Source organism: Rhizorhabdus sp. GW822-FHT03C02 (assembly GCF_058801765.1).
Window position 1 is genome coordinate 427,596 of sequence record NZ_JBXANN010000003.1, and the last position, 16,377, is coordinate 443,972.

The following is a 16,377-nucleotide window of genomic DNA, read 5'->3' on the forward strand; positions in this document are numbered from 1 at the left end:
AGCGCCAGGCGAGCCAAAGCCAGAAGACGGTTCCCAAACTTCCGATCGCGATTCTAACGGCGTTTCCCAATTTGGTTCTCCGTCACCTTCGTAAGTCACGATGACGGAGGGCCGATTGAATCACAACGCGTTCGATGGCGACCCGCGAACTGGATTGAGCCGGAAACGGGAGCGGTTTGCGAAAACTCAACATGCTCTCGCCAGCGCCTCCAGCCGCGCCAGCATTTCGGGCCGCACCGGAATCCCCTCGCGCATCGCGCGGTCGCGCGCCGCGAAGCGGCGGTCGCCCGGCATCCGCTCCTGCCCGGCATCGTGCAGCGCCGCGACGAGCGTCTCGACCCGCGCCACGAACCCCGCTGCCGATCCCCCACGCGCCGGATCGATCAGGATCAGCGTCTCGCCGGTGCACGGCGTCTGCGCGCCCGGATGGCCCGACCAGTCGACCTCGTGCGAGAACAGCCCGCCGGTCAGCGCCGCGCCCATGATCTCGATCATCATCGCGATCGCCGCCCCCTTGTGGCCGCCGAACGCCAGCAGCGCGCCACCGTCGAGCACCGCCTTCGGGTCGGTGGCCGGCCGCCCGTCGCGGTCGACGCCCGCACCCGGCGGCAGTTCATGGCCTTCGCGCGCGGCGATCTGGACGTCGCCATGCGCCATCACGCTCACCGCCTGGTCGAACACGACGATTCTGCCGCCGGCGCGCGGGGCGGCGAAGGCGAGCGGATTGGTGCCGTAGATCGGTCGCACCGCCCCCTGCGGCACCACCACCGCCATGCTGTTGACCATCGCCAGCGCGACCAGCCCCTGCTCGGCGAAGGGCTCGACGTCGGGCCACAGCGCCGCGAAATGATGCGAGCGGCGGATCGCGACGACGCAGGCGCCGGTCGCGCGGGCCTTCGCGACCGCCAGCGGCGCCGCCAGCGCCAGCGCCGGCTGGGCGAAGCCGTTGGCGGCATCGACCCGCAGGAAGGACGCACCGGCATCCTCGACCACCGGCACCGCGCGCCCGTCGACCCAGCCGCTCTTGAGCGTCGAGACATAACCCGCGACCCGGAACAGCCCATGGCTGGCGGCGCCGTCGCGCTCGGCGCCCGCACAATTGCGCGCGAGGATCGCCGCGACCTCGGCCGAGGTGCCGTGCGCCACGAATATCCGCTCCAGCAGCGCGACCAATGCGTCGAAGCCGATGCTGTCCATAAATCCCCATCGTCGCCCGGCGAGCCCGAATCGGTGCGCCCGGATGCCGGCCGCTATGGCATGTCCGGGGCGAAAAGCGTCTCGCCTATTCGAGGCGGAGCCGCTGGTAGCTGGCATCGTCGGGACAGCGCCGGCCGAGGTCGATGCGCTGGCCGAGCAGACCCCGGTCCCAGTCGGCCGAATCGGGATATTGGCGGAACCAGTCGGTGAGCACGAGCCGCTCGGCGATCCGCCATTCGTCGCCGCGCCGTTCGAACCGGTCGATATAGCGGCCCGATCCGATCACGTCCGCCTTGCGGCCGTCGATCGTCACCCGGTGATAGCCGTGAAAATAGCTTTCGACATCGGCGGTGGGCCCGCGGATCGTCATCAGCACATTGCCGATCAGGTGCATCGTCTGATCCATCGCACGCATGATCGGGAAGGCCCAGGCGATGAACGCCTCGACATCGCCGGTGAAGTCGAGATGGGTGTCGATCGCGTCGGGCCAATAGGCGCTGCGCAGCATGTCGGCATCGATCCGATCGATCCCGCGCGCATAGCGATAGAGACAGTCGCGGATCGCCTCGCGATCCGCCAGTTCGGCGACGATCTGGGTCAGTCTGGCCATGGCGCCTCTCCCGGGACCGGACGAGTGTCCGGCCGGGCAGGGCGTGGGTCAAATCATCGCTGGGGCCGATCAAGCCGGATGGCGATCAGCGGCAAATGGCCCTCTCCCTGGGAGAGGGCGGGGCACCTCAGGCCGTCAGCGCCAGCACTCGATCGTGATGCTGGCGAGTTCGGGATCGTCCCAGCCCTGGGTCGCCGCCTGCTTCGCCGCGTCGCGCGCCGCCAGCCAGGTGCGGGCGAGGCCGGTCATGCCGGCTTCGTTGCCGAAGATGCCGCCCTGCGCATGATAGGCTTCGGTCGCCTTGCAGGCATCGATGCCGGCGCGGTCGAACACCCGGCGGGCCGCGGCCTTGGCACGGGTCTCGGCCAAGGTGGGGTCGAGGGGGCAACCATAGAGCCAGTCGATACCGACGTGATAAGTCATCGTGCCATTCCACAAACAACAGGCTGAGCCCAGTCCTGCTTCTCTTGGCGCCATACCGGTTAATTTTTGGTGCCCGCGCATTGACGATCTTCTGCCGGCGGCGCCGTTACGTCATTCGCCCCATTGCCATCGCCCGCCCGGCAACGCAGACCTTTGCGATGATCAGATGGCCGCTCCCGCTCTCGCTGCTCCTGCTCGGTTTCGCGCTGGCGGCGCGGGGCGAGGCGGGGCACGCCGTCACGCCCGCGGCCTGGGATGCCGCCGGTGCGGCCCATTATCTCGATACCCGCATGGCGTGGTGGCGCGGCTGGCCCAAGGCGCAGCGCGACCATGGCACCGTCTGCGTGTCGTGCCACACCGCGCTGCCGGTCGCGCTCGCCCGTCCCGCGCTGCGCGGCGAACTGGGTAAACCCGATATCAGCGATGCCGAGCGGCAGATGCTGGGCGACGTCGCCAAGCGGGTATGGATGTGGAAGGAGGTCGAGCCCTTCTACACCGACCAGAAGGTCGGCCTGCTCAAGAGCAGCGAGTCGCGCAGCGTCGAGGCCGTGCTCAACGCGCTGATCCTTGTTTCGCGCGATACGGGCGGATTAGGGGGCGAATTCGGTGCCCGCACGGGGCATCTCGGCCCCGACACCCGGCAGGCCTTCGCCAATATGTGGCCGCTGCAGATGCAGGTCGGCGATCTCAAGGGCGGCTTTCCGTGGCTGACCTTCAAGCTCGAGCCCTGGGAGTCGGTGACCGCGACCTATTGGGGGGCGACCCTCGCCGCGCTCGCGGTCGCCCGCGCGCCCGACGATTATGCCGCCAACCCCGACATCCAAGACCATGTCGCCGCGCTGCGCGCCTATCTGCGCGGCGGCGTGGCGTCGCAGTCCCTGTTCACCCGCGCGCTGATCCTCTGGGCCGATGCCGATCTCCACGGCGTCATCGAACCCGCCCAGCGCCAGGCGGTCATCGACGAACTGGTCAAGGTGCAGGGCGCCGACGGCGGCTGGAGCCTGACCCGGCTGTCGAACTGGCAGCGCATCGACGGCTCGAAGCTCGACGATGAAGGCGACGGCATGGCCACCGCCTTGATCACGCTGATCCTCGAAGATGCCGGCCTGCCGGTCGGCGCGCCGCCGATCAAGGCCGCGCGCCGCTGGATCGCGGCGCATCAGGACCGCGCGACCGGCAGCATACCGGCCAGGTCGATCAACAAGGATCGCGATCCCAAGGCCGACGCCTATCTGTTCATGACCGATGCCGCGACCGGCTATGCGGCCCTGGCGATGATGAAGCGCTAGAGCATTTTCAAGTCGGGTGGAATCACCTGACGGCTCGGAAAATGCGGAAAACAAAGACAATTTAGAGCATGTCCTGATCAATCTGATCAGCACATGCTCTAGCACGGACGAAAAAATCCTGTGGAGGTAGGGACCTGGCTGCAGGCGCACGGTAATCGATGTGAATATCGGCACGGCCCCGCAACATGCGCAAAATATACAATTCGGTAAGTTGCCGATTGTACGGCCGCCGTTTAATGATCGACCGATGTATGTGCTTGTGCGTTCTCGACCATCGGCTGAATTCAGGGTATCGTGTTGACCGCACGGCGGGCGCTTGGACAGCTTCGCGACTGGTTCGACATGCGGGCCGGACCGGATGTCGTCATCGCCCAACATGCCGAGCTCAAGCGCCAGGTGCCGCTGCTCTACGCGCTGCTGCTGCTGAACGCCGCGGCGGTCACCTATACCCATTGGCATCTGGCCCCGAAATGGCTGACGATGGGGTTCAACGGTCTGCTCGTTGCGGTCTGCCTCTACCGCGCGACCCGCTGGTGGCGCACCGAGGATGCCGCCCCTGCCGATGCCGACCGCGCCCGCCACGAGCTGCGCCGCACGACCCTGTTCGCCGGCCTGATCGGCTTCGCCTTCGTCAGCTGGTCGCTGCTGCTCAACCGCTATGGCGGCGCGATCGAACGCGGCCATGTCGCCTTCTTCATCGGCATCACCGTGATCGGCTGCACCTTCTGCCTGGTCAATCTCCCCCAGGCGGCGCTGGTGCTGACGGTGGCGGTGACCTTGCCCTATCTCGGCTATTATCTGGTGCTGGGCGATCATGTCCTCATCGCGACGGCGCTCAACATCGCGCTGGTGACCGCGGTCATGATGCGGGTGCTGCTGACCAGCTTCACCCGGTTCGAAGGGCTGATCAACTCGCGGGCGATCCTCGCCGAAAAGCAGCGCGAAGCGGAACTGCTGGGGGCGGAAAACGCCCAGCTCGCGCATACCGACGTGCTGACCGGCCTGCCCAACCGCCGCCATTTCTTCGGCGAACTCGACCGCGGCATCCATGACGCGCGTGAGGCCGGCCGGCGGATCGCGGTCGGCGTCGTCGATCTCGACCGGTTCAAGCCGGTCAACGACACCTATGGCCATGTCATCGGCGACCGGCTGCTGTTCGAGGTCGGGCGGCGGATCGGCGCGTTCGCCAATGACGACGTCGTGCTGGCCCGGCTCGGCGGCGACGAGTTCGGCATGCTGCTCACCCGCGATATCGACGTCGCCTGCGACATCGGCCAGGCGATCTGCGACGCGCTGGCGCTGCCCTTCCATATCGAGGGGCATCGCATCGTCATCGGCGCCTCGGCCGGGGTCGCGGTCTTCCCCGATGCCGGCATCACCGTCCATGAGCTGTTCGACCGGTCCGACTATGCGCTCTACCATGTCAAATCGCGCCAGCGCGGCCGCTGCGCCTTGTTCTCGCTCGAACATGAAACGATGATCCGCTCCGAACGCGCGGTCGAGGCCGCGCTGCAGGCGGCCGATCTCGATGCCGAACTCCATGTCCAGTATGAGCTGATCCTGTCCACCGCGACCCGTGAGGTGATCGCGGTCGAGGCGCTCGGCCGCTGGACCAGCCCGGTGGTCGGGGTCGTTGGCCCCGATCGTTTCATCACCACCGCCGAACGGCTGGGTTTCATCCACGCCATCACCCTGACCCTGTTCGGCAAGGCGCTCGCCGATTTCGCGCAGATGCCCGCGACGATCGGCCTGTCGTTCAACCTGTCGGCGCACGACATCACTTCGCCCGAGACGACCGCGCGGCTGATCGGGCAAATCGCCGAGGCCGGGATCGATCCGGAGCGGATCACCTTCGAGCTGACCGAGACCGCGGTGATGCGCGACTTCGACGCGGCGGTCGAGGGGATAAGGGCGCTGCGCGCGCTCGGCACCCGCATCGCCCTCGACGATTTCGGCATGGGCTATTCGAGCCTCGGCTATCTCCAGCGGCTGCCGCTCGACAAGGTCAAGGTCGACCGCAGCTTCATCGCCGACATGGACGAAGCCGCGGCGCGCAACATCCTGACCGCCATATTGGGGTTGTGCCGCACCCTCGGACTCGACTGCATCATCGAAGGGGTGGAGACCGAGACCCAGCTTCGGTCGCTGGCTCAGTTCGGCTATCGGATGGCGCAGGGCCATCTATTCGCCCGCCCGATGAAGCTCAGCGGCCTGCTGGCCTGGCTGCGCCGCCAACGCGAGGAGCAGGCGGGCTTGCGGCTGGCCGGATCGAGCTGAGCGCCGGGCAAAAGAACTGCCGGTCGACGGGTGCGAACGGCGCCTCGGGTCGACATATTTCGGGGACGCCGCACCAATCCCTCCACCCGTCGCAAATCCTACCCCATTGACCTTATGCCCTCGGTACCCGACATTAGGCGCATGCGGTCGTCGATGGCCTCTTCTATGTATTTGCCAGTTTTCGGGGTCGCTTAAGCGTGGATCGCCGTCACGCCCGCCAGGGCCAAAGGGACGAGACCCTGATGCAACGCGTCCGTATCGGTATCACCGGTCTTTCTGTCGTTTTCCTGATCGTGCTGCTTGCCGCGGCGGTCGTCGGATTCCGCCAGAAGGATGTCGCCGGCGAGATGGGCAATCTCGCCGGCGGCAACAACGAGGCGGCCTTCGAGCAGCCCAAGGATCCGCTCGCCGAACTCGGCGTCGCCCCCGGCAATCCACAGGCCGACAGCCCGACTCGGACCCCCGCCACCCGCCCCTGATTCCGGTCCGGGCGCGCCGCTGCGCGCTCCCGCCCGGCAAACCCGTTTCGCATTTGGCGGAACGGGCTTTTTGCGGTAGAGAACGTTCCGCGAACATCGTGGCGAACGTGATCAAAGGCACACAGCCGGTCCCGCCCGCCACACATGCTGCTCCCCAGACTTATCCACAGGCCCGTTCACATGAAAATGCCCGGAATCCCGTCAGGAATCTTCCCCCGCGCCGGGCCGGGGGTGTGGCGTCGTGGTTACAATCCACAGGGAGTGGTATGAAAACCCAGGCCAAACCATGAAAAACCATTGATCTGCGTTGGCAACCCAGATACTTCCAGCTGATGCAATGGAGCTGGAAGACTCGCGTGGCGTCGTGACGCCCCCGGCCTGATCCAAACAGGATCTGGCAGCGCGATAATCCTCGTTCCTGAACGGGGTAATGGCGTTGGCGTCGGGCGGAGCGGTCTTCAATGACGTGCATATCAATGGCGTCGACCTTAAGGGTCGCGTGTCATTGCCTGCCGCATTCCGCCAGACGATCGATATCCGCGTCGCCAATGGCGATGTCGCCGCCGGCCTCGAAAAGACGCTGCGCATGGTCAAGCACAAGGAGCAGGCCTGCATCGAGGTGTCCGATGCCCGCCAGATCTCCGACGACGACAAGATCCTGCGCGGCCGCGCCGAACATATGGCGCAGCAGACCGGCGAATATCCCGAGGACGTGCTCGAGCGGCTCGAGGCGATCGCCTATCCCCGGCTCAAGGATGTCAGCTTCGACGCCGCCGGCCGGATGTTGCTGCCCTCGGGGCTGCGCGAGCGGCTCAAGATCGGCAGCGAGGCGGTGTTCGTCGGCATGGGCCGCAAGTTCCAGATCTGGAACCCCGATGCGCTGCGCGCCGCGCGCGGCGACGACGAGGATCTGATGCAGGATCTCGACGACCTGCTCGCCAAGCGGGGAGGGGGCAAGGAATGACCGCCGTTCCCGCTCCGGCCCCTGCCGCGCCGCACATCCCCGTCCTCCTCGACGAGGTGCTCGCCGGTCTCGACCCCAAGCCCGGCGAAACCCATGTCGACGGCACCTTCGGCGCGGGCGGCTATACCCGCGCGATCCTCGCCACCGGCGCGCGGGTCTTCGCCTTCGATCGCGATCCCGATGCGATCGCCGAGGGGCGGGCGATCGAGGCCGAGTTCGACGGCCTCACGCTGGTTCCCGAGCGCTTCTCGCGGCTGGCCGAGGCGCTGGCCGAGCGCGGCATCGACCAGGTCGACGGGGTTACCCTCGACATCGGCGTGTCGTCGATGATGCTCGACCGCGCCGAACGCGGCTTCTCCTTCCAGGCCGACGGTCCGCTCGACATGCGGATGGAGCAGGCCGGGATGACCGCCGCCGACTTCGTCAACGAGGCTGACGAGGAAGCGATCGCCAACGTCCTCTACGAACTGGGCGACGAGCCGCGCTCGCGCCGGGTCGCGCGGGCGATCGTCGCGGCGCGTCCGCTCAGCCGCACCACCGAACTGGCCGATGTCGTGCGCCGCGCGCTCGGCCATCGGCCGCACGAGAAGAAGGATCCGGCGACCCGGACCTTCCAGGCGATCCGGATCCACCTCAATGCCGAGCTCGACGAGCTCGAACAGGGTCTGGCCGCCGCCGAGAAGATGCTCCGCCCGGGGGGGCGGATCGCCGTCGTGTCCTTCCATTCGATGGAAGATCGTATTGTGAAGCGTTTCTTGCGTGAGCGTAGCGGCGGGACACCCGCCGGATCCCGTCATCTACCCGATGCGCGTGGAGGCGGGGGGGAACCGCATCCCAGCTTCGAGGCGGTCGCCAAGCCTGTTCGCGCAGGCGAGGCCGAGCTCGCCCGAAACCCCCGGTCCCGTTCGGCGACGCTGCGCGTCGCCCGCAGGACCTCCGCTTCGCCGTGGAACCCCGCACAGACGGGCAGCAAAGGACGTCAGGGATGATCGCAACCCGCTTCAGGTCGGTGGTTTGGACAGGCGGCATCTGCGTCGCGGCCTTGTCCTTCTACATGGTGTCGCAGACCGTCGCCGCCAAACGCGCCGAACTCGCCACGGTCGAGCGCCAGATCGGCGCCACCCAGCGCGAGATCGCCTCGCTCGAGACCGAGATCGGCACCCGTGCCGGCATGGCCCAGATCGAGAACTGGAACCAGCGCGTCTATGGCCTGCAGGCCCCGGGCGCCGGCCAGTTCGTCAATTCGTCGACCCAGCTGATCGCGATGGTTCAGCCCGCGCCGCAGCCGCTCGACCCCGCGCAGGTCTCGCCGCGCGAGGCGGTCCGTCTCGCCAGCCTCGAATCGGCGCCGGCCGCTTCCAGCCCTGCCCAGGACCGTTCGATGCCGCCGCCCCCGCCGCGGCTCGCCGAGGCCAGTCCGCCACCGGCCCCGCAGCCGGCCGTCGCGCCGGCCCAGCCGATGTTGCGCCAGGCCTCTTATGTGCAGGCGCGGCCGCAGGCGCTCGCGCCCGTCGATTCGGCGATCCACACGGCGTCGCTGACGACCGCGCCGATCGCGCTCAAGCCGGCAATCGTGAAGCCGGCGACGCCCGCCGTGGTCAAGGCGCCGACGGTCAAGGCACCGACCGTCAAGGCATCGGCGAAGGCTGAAGCCGCCACCGATCGCAAGGCGCTCGACAGGGTCGCGTCCGCCGCCAGCCCGGCGAAGATGCCGCTCAGGCTGGCGTCGCTCGACGGCGGCATGATCACCCAGGCGGTCGCGCCGAAGCCGGCGGCGAAGGCCGTGGCGAAACCCGCCAAGGCGACGGGCAAGGCCAAGTCGGCTTCGCTCGACGACGCCTGGCTGGCCGGCATCCCCGGCGCCGGCAGCCCGTCGCGCAAGGCGCGCCCGTGAACATAGCGGTTCCCCACACCGCTCTTCCCGTTTCTTCCTCGCGCGCCCTGATCAAGACGGGCGAGAGCGTCAGGATCGGCACGGGCGGCCGCACCAGCCCCACCGTCGAGACCGCGCAGCATCGGTTGATGGTGCTGATGCTGATCTTCGCGCTGATCACCGCGATCATCGGCGCGCGGCTCGTCTATCTGGCGATCGTCGGCCCGCCCGAGCGCGTCGTGCGCACCGCCGCCTTCGGCCCGCGCGGCGACATCGTCGACCGCAACGGCGTCGTCCTCGCCTCGACGATCCGCGCCTGGTCGATCGGCATCTTCCCGAAGAAGATCATCGGCGATCGCGCGCTGCTCGCCCGCCAGCTCGCCGGCATCCTCCACGGCAAGACCGAAGCCGAGCTGCGGCAGATCCTGTTCAGCAAGAAGGGCTTCGTCTATCTCGAGCGCAACGCGGTGCCGGGGACGGTGTCGGCGGTCAACGCGCTCGGCGAACCCGCGATCCAGCTGGGGCGCGAGCCCGAGCGCTTCTACCCGCAGGGCAATCTCGCCGCGCAGGTGATCGGCTATCTCGATCTCGACGGCCATACCCCGGTGTCGGGGATGGAGGCCTATCTCAACAAGCAGCTCACCACCGGTGGGGCCAATGGCGGCGCGCCGGGTCAGCCGGTCGCACTGTCGATCGACAGCCGCATCCAGGCGGCGATGGATTCGGCGCTCTATGCGCAGATGGTCAAGCATAGCGCGGTCGGCGCGGCCGGCATCGTCCTCGACGTCCACACCGGCGAGGTGCTGGCGATGTCGTCGCTGCCCAGCTTCAACCCCAATGCCCCCGGCATGGCGCCGGTCAGCTTCGACGAGCGCCAGCCCGATGCGCGCTTCAACCGCGCGATCAAGTCGGTGTTCGAACTCGGCTCGACCTTCAAGATGATCACCGTCGCCAATGCGATCGAACATGGCGTGATCACCGACATGGCGCACCGCTACGACGCGACCGCGCCGCTTCAGGTCGGCGGTTTCAGGATCCGCGACGATCATCCGCAGAATCGCTGGCTGACCGTGCCCGAGATTCTGATCCACTCGTCGAACATCGGCACCGCGCGGATCGCCGACGAACTTGGGCAGGAGCGGACCTCGGCCTTCTTCCGCCAGCTCGGCTTCGACCGGCCGGTCGATATCGAGCTGCGCGGCGCCGCCAAGCCGATCTGGCCGGGCTTCTGGGCGCGTACCACGGTGATGACCACCGCTTATGGCCATGGCATCGCGGTGACCCCGCTCCACCTCGCCAATGCCTATGCGGCGCTGGTCAATGGCGGCATCTACCGCGACGCGACGATGCTCAAGCGCGCGCCGAACCAGGTGCCCCAGGGCCGTCGGATCATCTCGGAGGCGACCAGCGCGCGGATGCGCCAGATGATGCGGCTGGTGGTGACGATGGGCACCGGCAAGGCCGCCGACGTTCCCGGTCTCAGGGTCGGCGGCAAGACCGGCACCGCCGAAAAGAACCTCCATGGCCGCTATATCCACGACTCGCTGCTGGTGACCTTCGCCGCGGTCTTCCCGATGGACAATCCGCGGTATGTGCTGATCGGCACCCTCGACGAACCGCACGGCACCAAGGACACCTATGGTTTCCGCACCGCGGCCTGGACGGTCGCGCCGGCGATCAAGAAGGTCATCGCGCGGATGGGCCCGCTGCTCGGGATCATCCCGGAGGCCAATCGCGACATCGACGTTTCCGACCTCACCCCTTATATCCAGCAAGAGAAAAATGCGGCTGAAGCACCTGATTGACCGCGCGATCCCCGCGGACGCCGATGCCCAGGTCACCGGCTTCGCGATCGATCACCGCAAAGTGGCGCCGGGCACCGTGTTCGGCGCCTTTCGCGGTGCGCGCTTCAACGGCGAGGATTATATATCCGACGCTATAAAATCGGGTGCGGTCGCGATCGTCACCGGACCGGGCGTGGCGGTCGAAGGCGCGCTCCACATCGTCGACGACGAACCGCGCCGCGCCTTCGCGCAGATGGCCGCGCGCTTCTTCGCGCCGTTCCCCGACACCTCGATCGCCGTCACCGGCACCAACGGCAAGACCTCGATCGTCGAACTGACCCGCCAGCTCTGGCGGATGGCGGGTTTCCACGCCGCGTCGATCGGAACCCTCGGGGTCACCACTGCCGACGACCAGGTCTCGACCGGGCTCACCACCCCCGACATCGTCACCTTCCTGTCGAACATGGCGGGCCTGCGGATGGAGGGGGTCAGCCACGCCGCGTTTGAGGCGTCGAGCCACGGCCTGTCGCAATATCGCACCGAGGGGCTGCCGGTTCGCGCCGGCGCCTTCACCAACCTCACCCGCGACCATCTCGACTATCATGGCACGATGGAGGCCTATTTCGAGGCGAAGATGCGGCTGTTCGCCGATGTGATCGCGGAAGACGGCACCGCGGTGGTGTGGGCCGACGATCCGCTGTCCGACGACGTTATCGCGATCGCGAAGGGCAGGGGGCTCAAGGTGATCTCGGTCGGGACGAAGGGCGAGACCTTCCGCCTCGTCGAGCGTACCCCGACCCAGCTCGGCCAGACCCTGATCGTCGAAGCCGGCGGCAAGCGCGTCACCGTCAAGCTGCCGCTGATCGGCGCCTATCAGGCCGCCAACGCGCTGGTCGCCGCCGGTCTCGTGGTCGCGACCGGCGGGCATGAGGATGTGACCTTCGCCAATCTCCAGCGGGTGGCGCCGGTGCGCGGCCGGCTCGAACGCGCGGCGATCACCCGCGCCGGCGCGCCGGTCTATGTCGACTATGCCCATACCCCCGACGGGCTCGAGGCGGCGATCGCGGCGCTGCGCCCGCATACCAGGGAGCGGCTGATCGTCGTGTTCGGGGCCGGCGGCGACCGCGACACCGGCAAGCGCCCGCAAATGGGCGAGATCGCGGTGCGGCTCGCCGACCATGTCATCGTCACCGACGACAATCCGCGCAGCGAGAATCCTGCCGCGATCCGCGCCGAGGTGCTCGCCGGCGCCCCCGGCGCGATCGACATCGGCGGCCGCCGCGAGGCGATCGCCGCCGGTATCGCCGCCGCGGGCCCGGGCGACATCGTCCTGATCGCCGGCAAGGGCCATGAACAGGGCCAGATCATCGGCGCCGGCGAGACCCTGCGGGTGCTGCCGTTCGACGACGTGACCGTGGCGCGGGAGTGCGCGGCATGAGGGGGCTCTTCTCAATCCTCCCCATCGAAGATGGGGAGGGGGACCACCCGCAGGGTGGTGGAGGGGTGGTGCAGGACCGCGAGGTCGGAAGACCCCTCCACCATGCTTCGCATGGTCCCCCTCCCCACGCTTCGCGCAGGGAGGATTTCAAGCATTTCACCGGGGCGGGGACCTTAGGAAGGGAGTGCACCGCATGACCCAGACCCAGCCGCTCTGGACCGCGTTCGACGTCGCCGCCGCGGTCGATGGCGAGGTGCACGGGGCGTTCAACGCCTCGGGCGTCGCGTTCGATTCGCGTGAGGTCGGCCCCGGCGACCTGTTCGTCGCGCTGACCGGCGAGACCACCGACGGCCATCGCTTCCTCGACAAGGCGTTCGCCGCCGGCGCCGCCGGCGCGATCGTGTCGGACGCGTGTGGCGGTCCGCATGTCCGCGTCGCCGATACGACCGCCGCGCTCGACGCGCTCGGCCTCGCCGCGCGCAAGCGGATGGGCGGCAAGGTGATCGGGGTGACCGGGTCGGTCGGCAAGACCGGGGTCAAGGAGGCGCTGTTCGCCTGCCTCGACCGCGCCTGGCCGGGCGAGGTCCATCGCTCGGTCAAGAGCTACAACAATCATACCGGGGTGCCGCTCAGCCTCGCGCGGATGCCCGCCTCGACCCGGGTCGGCATCTTCGAAATGGGGATGAACCATGCCGGCGAACTGTCGAAGCTGACCGCGCTGGTCCGTCCGCATGTCGCGATCGTCACCGCGATCGCCCCCGCGCACAGCGCGTATTTCGCCGACGAAGGCGAGATCGCCGACGCCAAGGGCGAGATTTTCGAGGGGCTCGAGCCCGGCGGCATCGCGATCATCCCCTATGACAGCCCGCACCGCGACCGGCTGATCGCATCGGCGCGGCCGTTCGCGGCGAAGATCGTCACCTTCGGCACCGCCGAGGCGGCGGACATCTCGCTGCAGGACGTGATGCCGATGCCGAACGGCACCCTCGTCTCGCTGGTGCTGCCCGATGCCGAGATCACCTTCACCATCGCCCCGCCGGGCGAGCACTGGATCTCGAACGCGATGGCGGTGATCGCCGCGGTGTGGGCGGTCGGCGGCGATATCGCCGCGGCCGGCCTCGCCTTCGCCGAGATGCCGGGATTGCCCGGCCGCGGCCAGCGCACCAAAGTCCCGGTCGGAGCCGGCGAGCTGCTGGTGATCGACGAGAGCTACAATGCCAATCCCGCGTCGATGGCGGCGACGATCGCGATGCTCGGCGCCGAGAAGGCCGATCGCCGGATCGTCGTGCTCGGCGAGATGCGCGAGCTCGGCGCCGGTTCGCCGGGCTATCATGCCGATCTGGCGCAGCCCTTGATCGACGCACGGGTCGAAAAGGCTCTGCTCGTCGGATCGGAGATGATCGCGCTCGCAAATGCGCTTGAAGGGCGGATCGACTTCGCGCATGTGCCCGACGCTTCGGCGGCGATCGAGTCCCTCAAGGGAATGATCGCGCCGGGAGACGCCATTTTGATCAAGGGATCGAATGCCATCGGGCTGTCCCGTGTCGTCGAGCAGTTGCGCTCGGGGGCGCTGGCAGCGGAAGGACCACATGCTCTATCTGATCGCTGAACATCTCGGATTTCCGGGCGCGCTGAATCTCATCCGTTACCTGACCTTCCGGGCCGGGGCGGCGGCGGTGACCGCATTGATCATCGGCCTCGTCATCGGGCCGCGCTTCATCGGCTGGCTGCGGATCAAGCAGGGCCGCGGACAGCCGATCCGCGCCGACGGGCCGCAGACCCATCTCGCCAAGGTCGGCACCCCGACGATGGGCGGGCTGATGATCCTGGTGTCGGTGATGATCTCGATGCTGCTGTGGATGAACCTCGACAATCGCTATGTCTGGGCCTGCATCGGCGTGACCCTGGGCTTCGGCCTGATCGGGTTCATGGACGATTATGACAAGGTCAAGAAGCGCAGCCACAAGGGCGTGTCGGGCAAGGTCCGGCTGCTCGGCGAGTTCATCATCGCAGGTCTCGCGAGCTGGCTGATCGTCTCGGGCAACGGCACCCAGCTCTACGTGCCCTTCTATAATGGCGCGGTGATCGATCTCGGGCCGTTCTACATCTTCTTCGCGGCGTTCGTGATCGTCGCCTTCGGCAATGCGGTGAACCTGACCGACGGGCTCGACGGGCTGGCGATCATGCCGGTCGTCATCGCCAGCCTCGCCTTCTTCGTGATCGCCTATCTGGTCGGCAACAAGGTGTTCGCCAATTATCTCGGCATCCCGCATGTGCTCGGCGCGGGCGATCTCACCATATTGACCGCGGCGATCATCGGCGGGGGCCTCGCCTTTCTGTGGTTCAACGCGCCGCCGGCCGCCGTCTTCATGGGCGACACCGGCAGCCTCGCGCTCGGTGGCGCGCTCGGCACGATCGCGGTGGTCGCGCATCACGAGATCGTGCTCGCGATCGTCGGCGGCCTGTTCGTGATGGAGACGGTGTCGGTCGTCCTCCAGGTGTTCTTCTACAAGCGCACCGGCAAGCGCATCTTCCGGATGGCGCCGATCCACCATCATTTCGAACAGCTCGGCTGGAGCGAACCGACGGTGGTGATCCGCTTCTGGATCATCAGCTTCGTGCTCGCGCTCGCCGGTCTTGCGACGCTGAAGCTGCGGTGATCACCAGCCGCGCCTTTTCCGGCCAGCGATATGCCGTGCTCGGGCTCGCGCGCTCGGGCTTGGCGACGGTCGAGGCGTTGCTGGCGTCGGGCGCGGACGTGACCGCGTGGGACGGCAAGGACGTAGCGCGGGCGCTGGTCGAGGGGCGGGTGACGCTCGCCGATCCGGCGGAGATCGATCTGACCGGTTTCGCCGCGGTGGTGGTGTCGCCCGGCGTGCCGCTCAACCGGCACCCGATCGCGGCGCACGCCGCCGGCTTCGGCGTGCCCGTGATCGGCGACATCGAACTGTTCGCGCAGGCGCGCGCCGACCTGCCCCCGCACCGCGTCGTCGGCATCACCGGCACCAACGGCAAGTCGACGACGACCGCGCTGATCCACCATATCCTCGAAACCGCGGGCATCCCCTCGCTGATGGGCGGCAATATTGGCCTGCCGATCATGGGACGCGATCCGCTCGAGCCCAATGGGAACGGTACCGGCGTCTATGTGCTCGAGCTGTCGAGCTACCAGATCGACCTAACCTTCAGCCTCGACTGCGACGTCGCGGTGCTGACCAACATCACCCCCGACCATCTCGATCGCTATGCCGGTTTCGAGGCCTATGCGGCGTCGAAGATGCGGCTGTTCGAGATGCAGTCGCGCGACCATGTCGGCATCGTCAACCGCGCCGATCCGGTGGGATTTGCTCTGCAGCAGGCGCTGATGATGGACACGGAAGATGGTCCGGGCAGTTGGTTCGAATGGGGTGTGGGCCCAAATTCGACCGCGCGCGATATCGCGCAGAACGCAGCGGATCTGGCGAAGCGCCAGCAATATTGGCCTGGCCTGCAGGGGCCGCATAACGCTGCAAATGCTGGAATGGCCGATATCGCCGCGCTCGAACTCGGCGTCCATATCGGCCAGCGCGAGGCCGCGTTGCGCACCTTCTCCGCGCTCCCGCACCGAATGCAGCGCGTCGCCGAGATTGCCGGCGTCACCTATGTCAACGACAGCAAGGCGACCAACACCACCGCGACCGCGCCGGCGCTGGGCGCCTATCCGCGCATCCACTGGATTCTTGGCGGGCTGCCCAAGAGCGACGATCTCGACGATTGCGCGCCTTATTACGACCATGTCGTCGCCGGCTATACGATCGGCCAGGCCGGGCCGATGTACGCGCGGATCCTCGCCGCTGCCGGCAAGAAAGTGACCGAGAGCGGCACGCTGGCGCAGGCCGTCCGCGACGCCGCGGCCGCCGCGAAGCCGGGCGAGGTGGTGATGCTGTCGCCGGCCTGCGCCTCGTTCGATCAGTTCAGCGATTATGAGGCACGCGGCGACGCATTCCGCGCCGCGGTCGAAGCTCTGGGACTAACGGCAGGGGCTCGTTCGTCATGACAGGAAC

At 67.6% G+C, this 16,377-nt stretch carries 14 protein-coding genes; 11 read left to right on the plus strand and 3 right to left on the minus strand.

The genetic code is table 11. From position 1 onward, the window contains the following. Window positions 1–186: 186 nt before the first annotated feature. The 3 genes from AC1RM6_RS11810 to AC1RM6_RS11820 all read right to left on the minus strand — a co-directional run bounded on the left by AC1RM6_RS11810 (window position 187) and on the right by AC1RM6_RS11820 (window position 2,230). The gene (locus AC1RM6_RS11810; RefSeq protein ID WP_493101335.1) at window positions 187–1,197 is read right to left on the minus strand and encodes an Ldh family oxidoreductase; all 1,011 of its coding nucleotides are present in this window, start codon (window positions 1,195–1,197) and stop codon (window positions 187–189) included. Between the two features lie 85 nt (window positions 1,198–1,282). Continuing rightward, complete coding sequence (locus AC1RM6_RS11815; protein ID WP_493101337.1) at window positions 1,283–1,807, minus strand: nuclear transport factor 2 family protein; 525 nt, start codon at window positions 1,805–1,807, stop codon at window positions 1,283–1,285. A 135-nt stretch (window positions 1,808–1,942) separates the two neighbouring features. Continuing rightward, the gene (locus tag AC1RM6_RS11820; RefSeq protein WP_493101339.1) at window positions 1,943–2,230 is read right to left on the minus strand and encodes a hypothetical protein; all 288 of its coding nucleotides are present in this window, start codon (window positions 2,228–2,230) and stop codon (window positions 1,943–1,945) included. Between the two features lie 158 nt (window positions 2,231–2,388). Between AC1RM6_RS11820 and AC1RM6_RS11825 the strand changes: the two genes are divergently transcribed. The 11 genes from AC1RM6_RS11825 (at window position 2,389) to murD (ending at window position 16,370) form a co-directional block, all read left to right on the plus strand. Then, window positions 2,389–3,519, plus strand: a complete 1,131-nt coding sequence (locus AC1RM6_RS11825) for a hypothetical protein (protein ID WP_493101341.1) — start codon at window positions 2,389–2,391, stop codon at window positions 3,517–3,519. 297 nt (window positions 3,520–3,816) lie between these two features. After that, a complete protein-coding gene (locus tag AC1RM6_RS11830) occupies window positions 3,817–5,796 on the plus strand; it encodes a putative bifunctional diguanylate cyclase/phosphodiesterase (RefSeq protein ID WP_493101343.1) in 1,980 nt (659 codons plus the stop codon). 242 nt (window positions 5,797–6,038) lie between these two features. Continuing rightward, entirely contained in the window at window positions 6,039–6,275 is a 237-nt protein-coding gene (locus AC1RM6_RS11835; protein WP_493101345.1) for a hypothetical protein, read from the plus strand. Window positions 6,276–6,774: 499 nt separating this feature from the next. Further along, window positions 6,775–7,239: a division/cell wall cluster transcriptional repressor MraZ gene (locus AC1RM6_RS11840; protein WP_493101347.1), complete on the plus strand. Its 465-nt coding sequence runs from the start codon at window positions 6,775–6,777 to the stop codon at window positions 7,237–7,239. Next, on the plus strand, window positions 7,236–8,228 hold the full coding sequence (gene rsmH / locus AC1RM6_RS11845; RefSeq protein ID WP_493101349.1) for a 16S rRNA (cytosine(1402)-N(4))-methyltransferase RsmH: 993 nt from the start codon (window positions 7,236–7,238) through the stop codon (window positions 8,226–8,228). Before AC1RM6_RS11840 ends, rsmH begins: the two co-directional genes overlap by 4 nt. Further along, a complete protein-coding gene (locus AC1RM6_RS11850) occupies window positions 8,225–9,133 on the plus strand; it encodes a hypothetical protein (protein ID WP_493101351.1) in 909 nt (302 codons plus the stop codon). The genes rsmH and AC1RM6_RS11850 overlap by 4 nt, the downstream gene beginning before the upstream one ends. Further along, the gene (locus AC1RM6_RS11855) at window positions 9,130–10,917 is read left to right on the plus strand and encodes a peptidoglycan D,D-transpeptidase FtsI family protein (protein ID WP_493101353.1); all 1,788 of its coding nucleotides are present in this window, start codon (window positions 9,130–9,132) and stop codon (window positions 10,915–10,917) included. Before AC1RM6_RS11850 ends, AC1RM6_RS11855 begins: the two co-directional genes overlap by 4 nt. After that, the gene (locus tag AC1RM6_RS11860; protein WP_493101355.1) at window positions 10,895–12,334 is read left to right on the plus strand and encodes a UDP-N-acetylmuramoyl-L-alanyl-D-glutamate--2,6-diaminopimelate ligase; all 1,440 of its coding nucleotides are present in this window, start codon (window positions 10,895–10,897) and stop codon (window positions 12,332–12,334) included. The genes AC1RM6_RS11855 and AC1RM6_RS11860 overlap by 23 nt, the downstream gene beginning before the upstream one ends. Before the next feature lie 193 nt (window positions 12,335–12,527). Further along, window positions 12,528–13,943, plus strand: a complete 1,416-nt coding sequence (locus AC1RM6_RS11865) for a UDP-N-acetylmuramoyl-tripeptide--D-alanyl-D-alanine ligase (RefSeq protein WP_493101358.1) — start codon at window positions 12,528–12,530, stop codon at window positions 13,941–13,943. Continuing rightward, entirely contained in the window at window positions 13,924–14,994 is a 1,071-nt protein-coding gene (gene mraY, locus AC1RM6_RS11870; RefSeq protein ID WP_493101360.1) for a phospho-N-acetylmuramoyl-pentapeptide-transferase, read from the plus strand. Before AC1RM6_RS11865 ends, mraY begins: the two co-directional genes overlap by 20 nt. Then, window positions 14,991–16,370 (plus strand): UDP-N-acetylmuramoyl-L-alanine--D-glutamate ligase, encoded by a 1,380-nt coding sequence (gene murD, locus AC1RM6_RS11875; RefSeq protein WP_493101362.1) that lies wholly within the window; start codon window positions 14,991–14,993, stop codon window positions 16,368–16,370. Before mraY ends, murD begins: the two co-directional genes overlap by 4 nt. Window positions 16,371–16,377 lie beyond the last annotated feature (7 nt).

Excerpts from the sequence above, each read along its gene's own strand:
- AC1RM6_RS11810 (WP_493101335.1), bottom strand. The coding sequence starts at position 1,197 with ATGGACAGCATCGGCTTCGACGCATTGGTCGCGCTGCTGGAGCGGATA.
- AC1RM6_RS11815 (WP_493101337.1), bottom strand. The coding sequence starts at position 1,807 with ATGGCCAGACTGACCCAGATCGTCGCCGAACTGGCGGATCGCGAGGCG.
- AC1RM6_RS11820 (WP_493101339.1), bottom strand. The coding sequence starts at position 2,230 with ATGACTTATCACGTCGGTATCGACTGGCTCTATGGTTGCCCCCTCGAC.
- AC1RM6_RS11825 (WP_493101341.1), top strand. The coding sequence starts at position 2,389 with ATGATCAGATGGCCGCTCCCGCTCTCGCTGCTCCTGCTCGGTTTCGCG.
- AC1RM6_RS11835 (WP_493101345.1), top strand. The coding sequence starts at position 6,039 with ATGCAACGCGTCCGTATCGGTATCACCGGTCTTTCTGTCGTTTTCCTG.
- rsmH (WP_493101349.1), top strand. The coding sequence starts at position 7,236 with ATGACCGCCGTTCCCGCTCCGGCCCCTGCCGCGCCGCACATCCCCGTC.
- AC1RM6_RS11850 (WP_493101351.1), top strand. The coding sequence starts at position 8,225 with ATGATCGCAACCCGCTTCAGGTCGGTGGTTTGGACAGGCGGCATCTGC.
- AC1RM6_RS11860 (WP_493101355.1), top strand. The coding sequence starts at position 10,895 with ATGCGGCTGAAGCACCTGATTGACCGCGCGATCCCCGCGGACGCCGAT.
- AC1RM6_RS11865 (WP_493101358.1), top strand. The coding sequence starts at position 12,528 with ATGACCCAGACCCAGCCGCTCTGGACCGCGTTCGACGTCGCCGCCGCG.
- mraY (WP_493101360.1), top strand. The coding sequence starts at position 13,924 with ATGCTCTATCTGATCGCTGAACATCTCGGATTTCCGGGCGCGCTGAAT.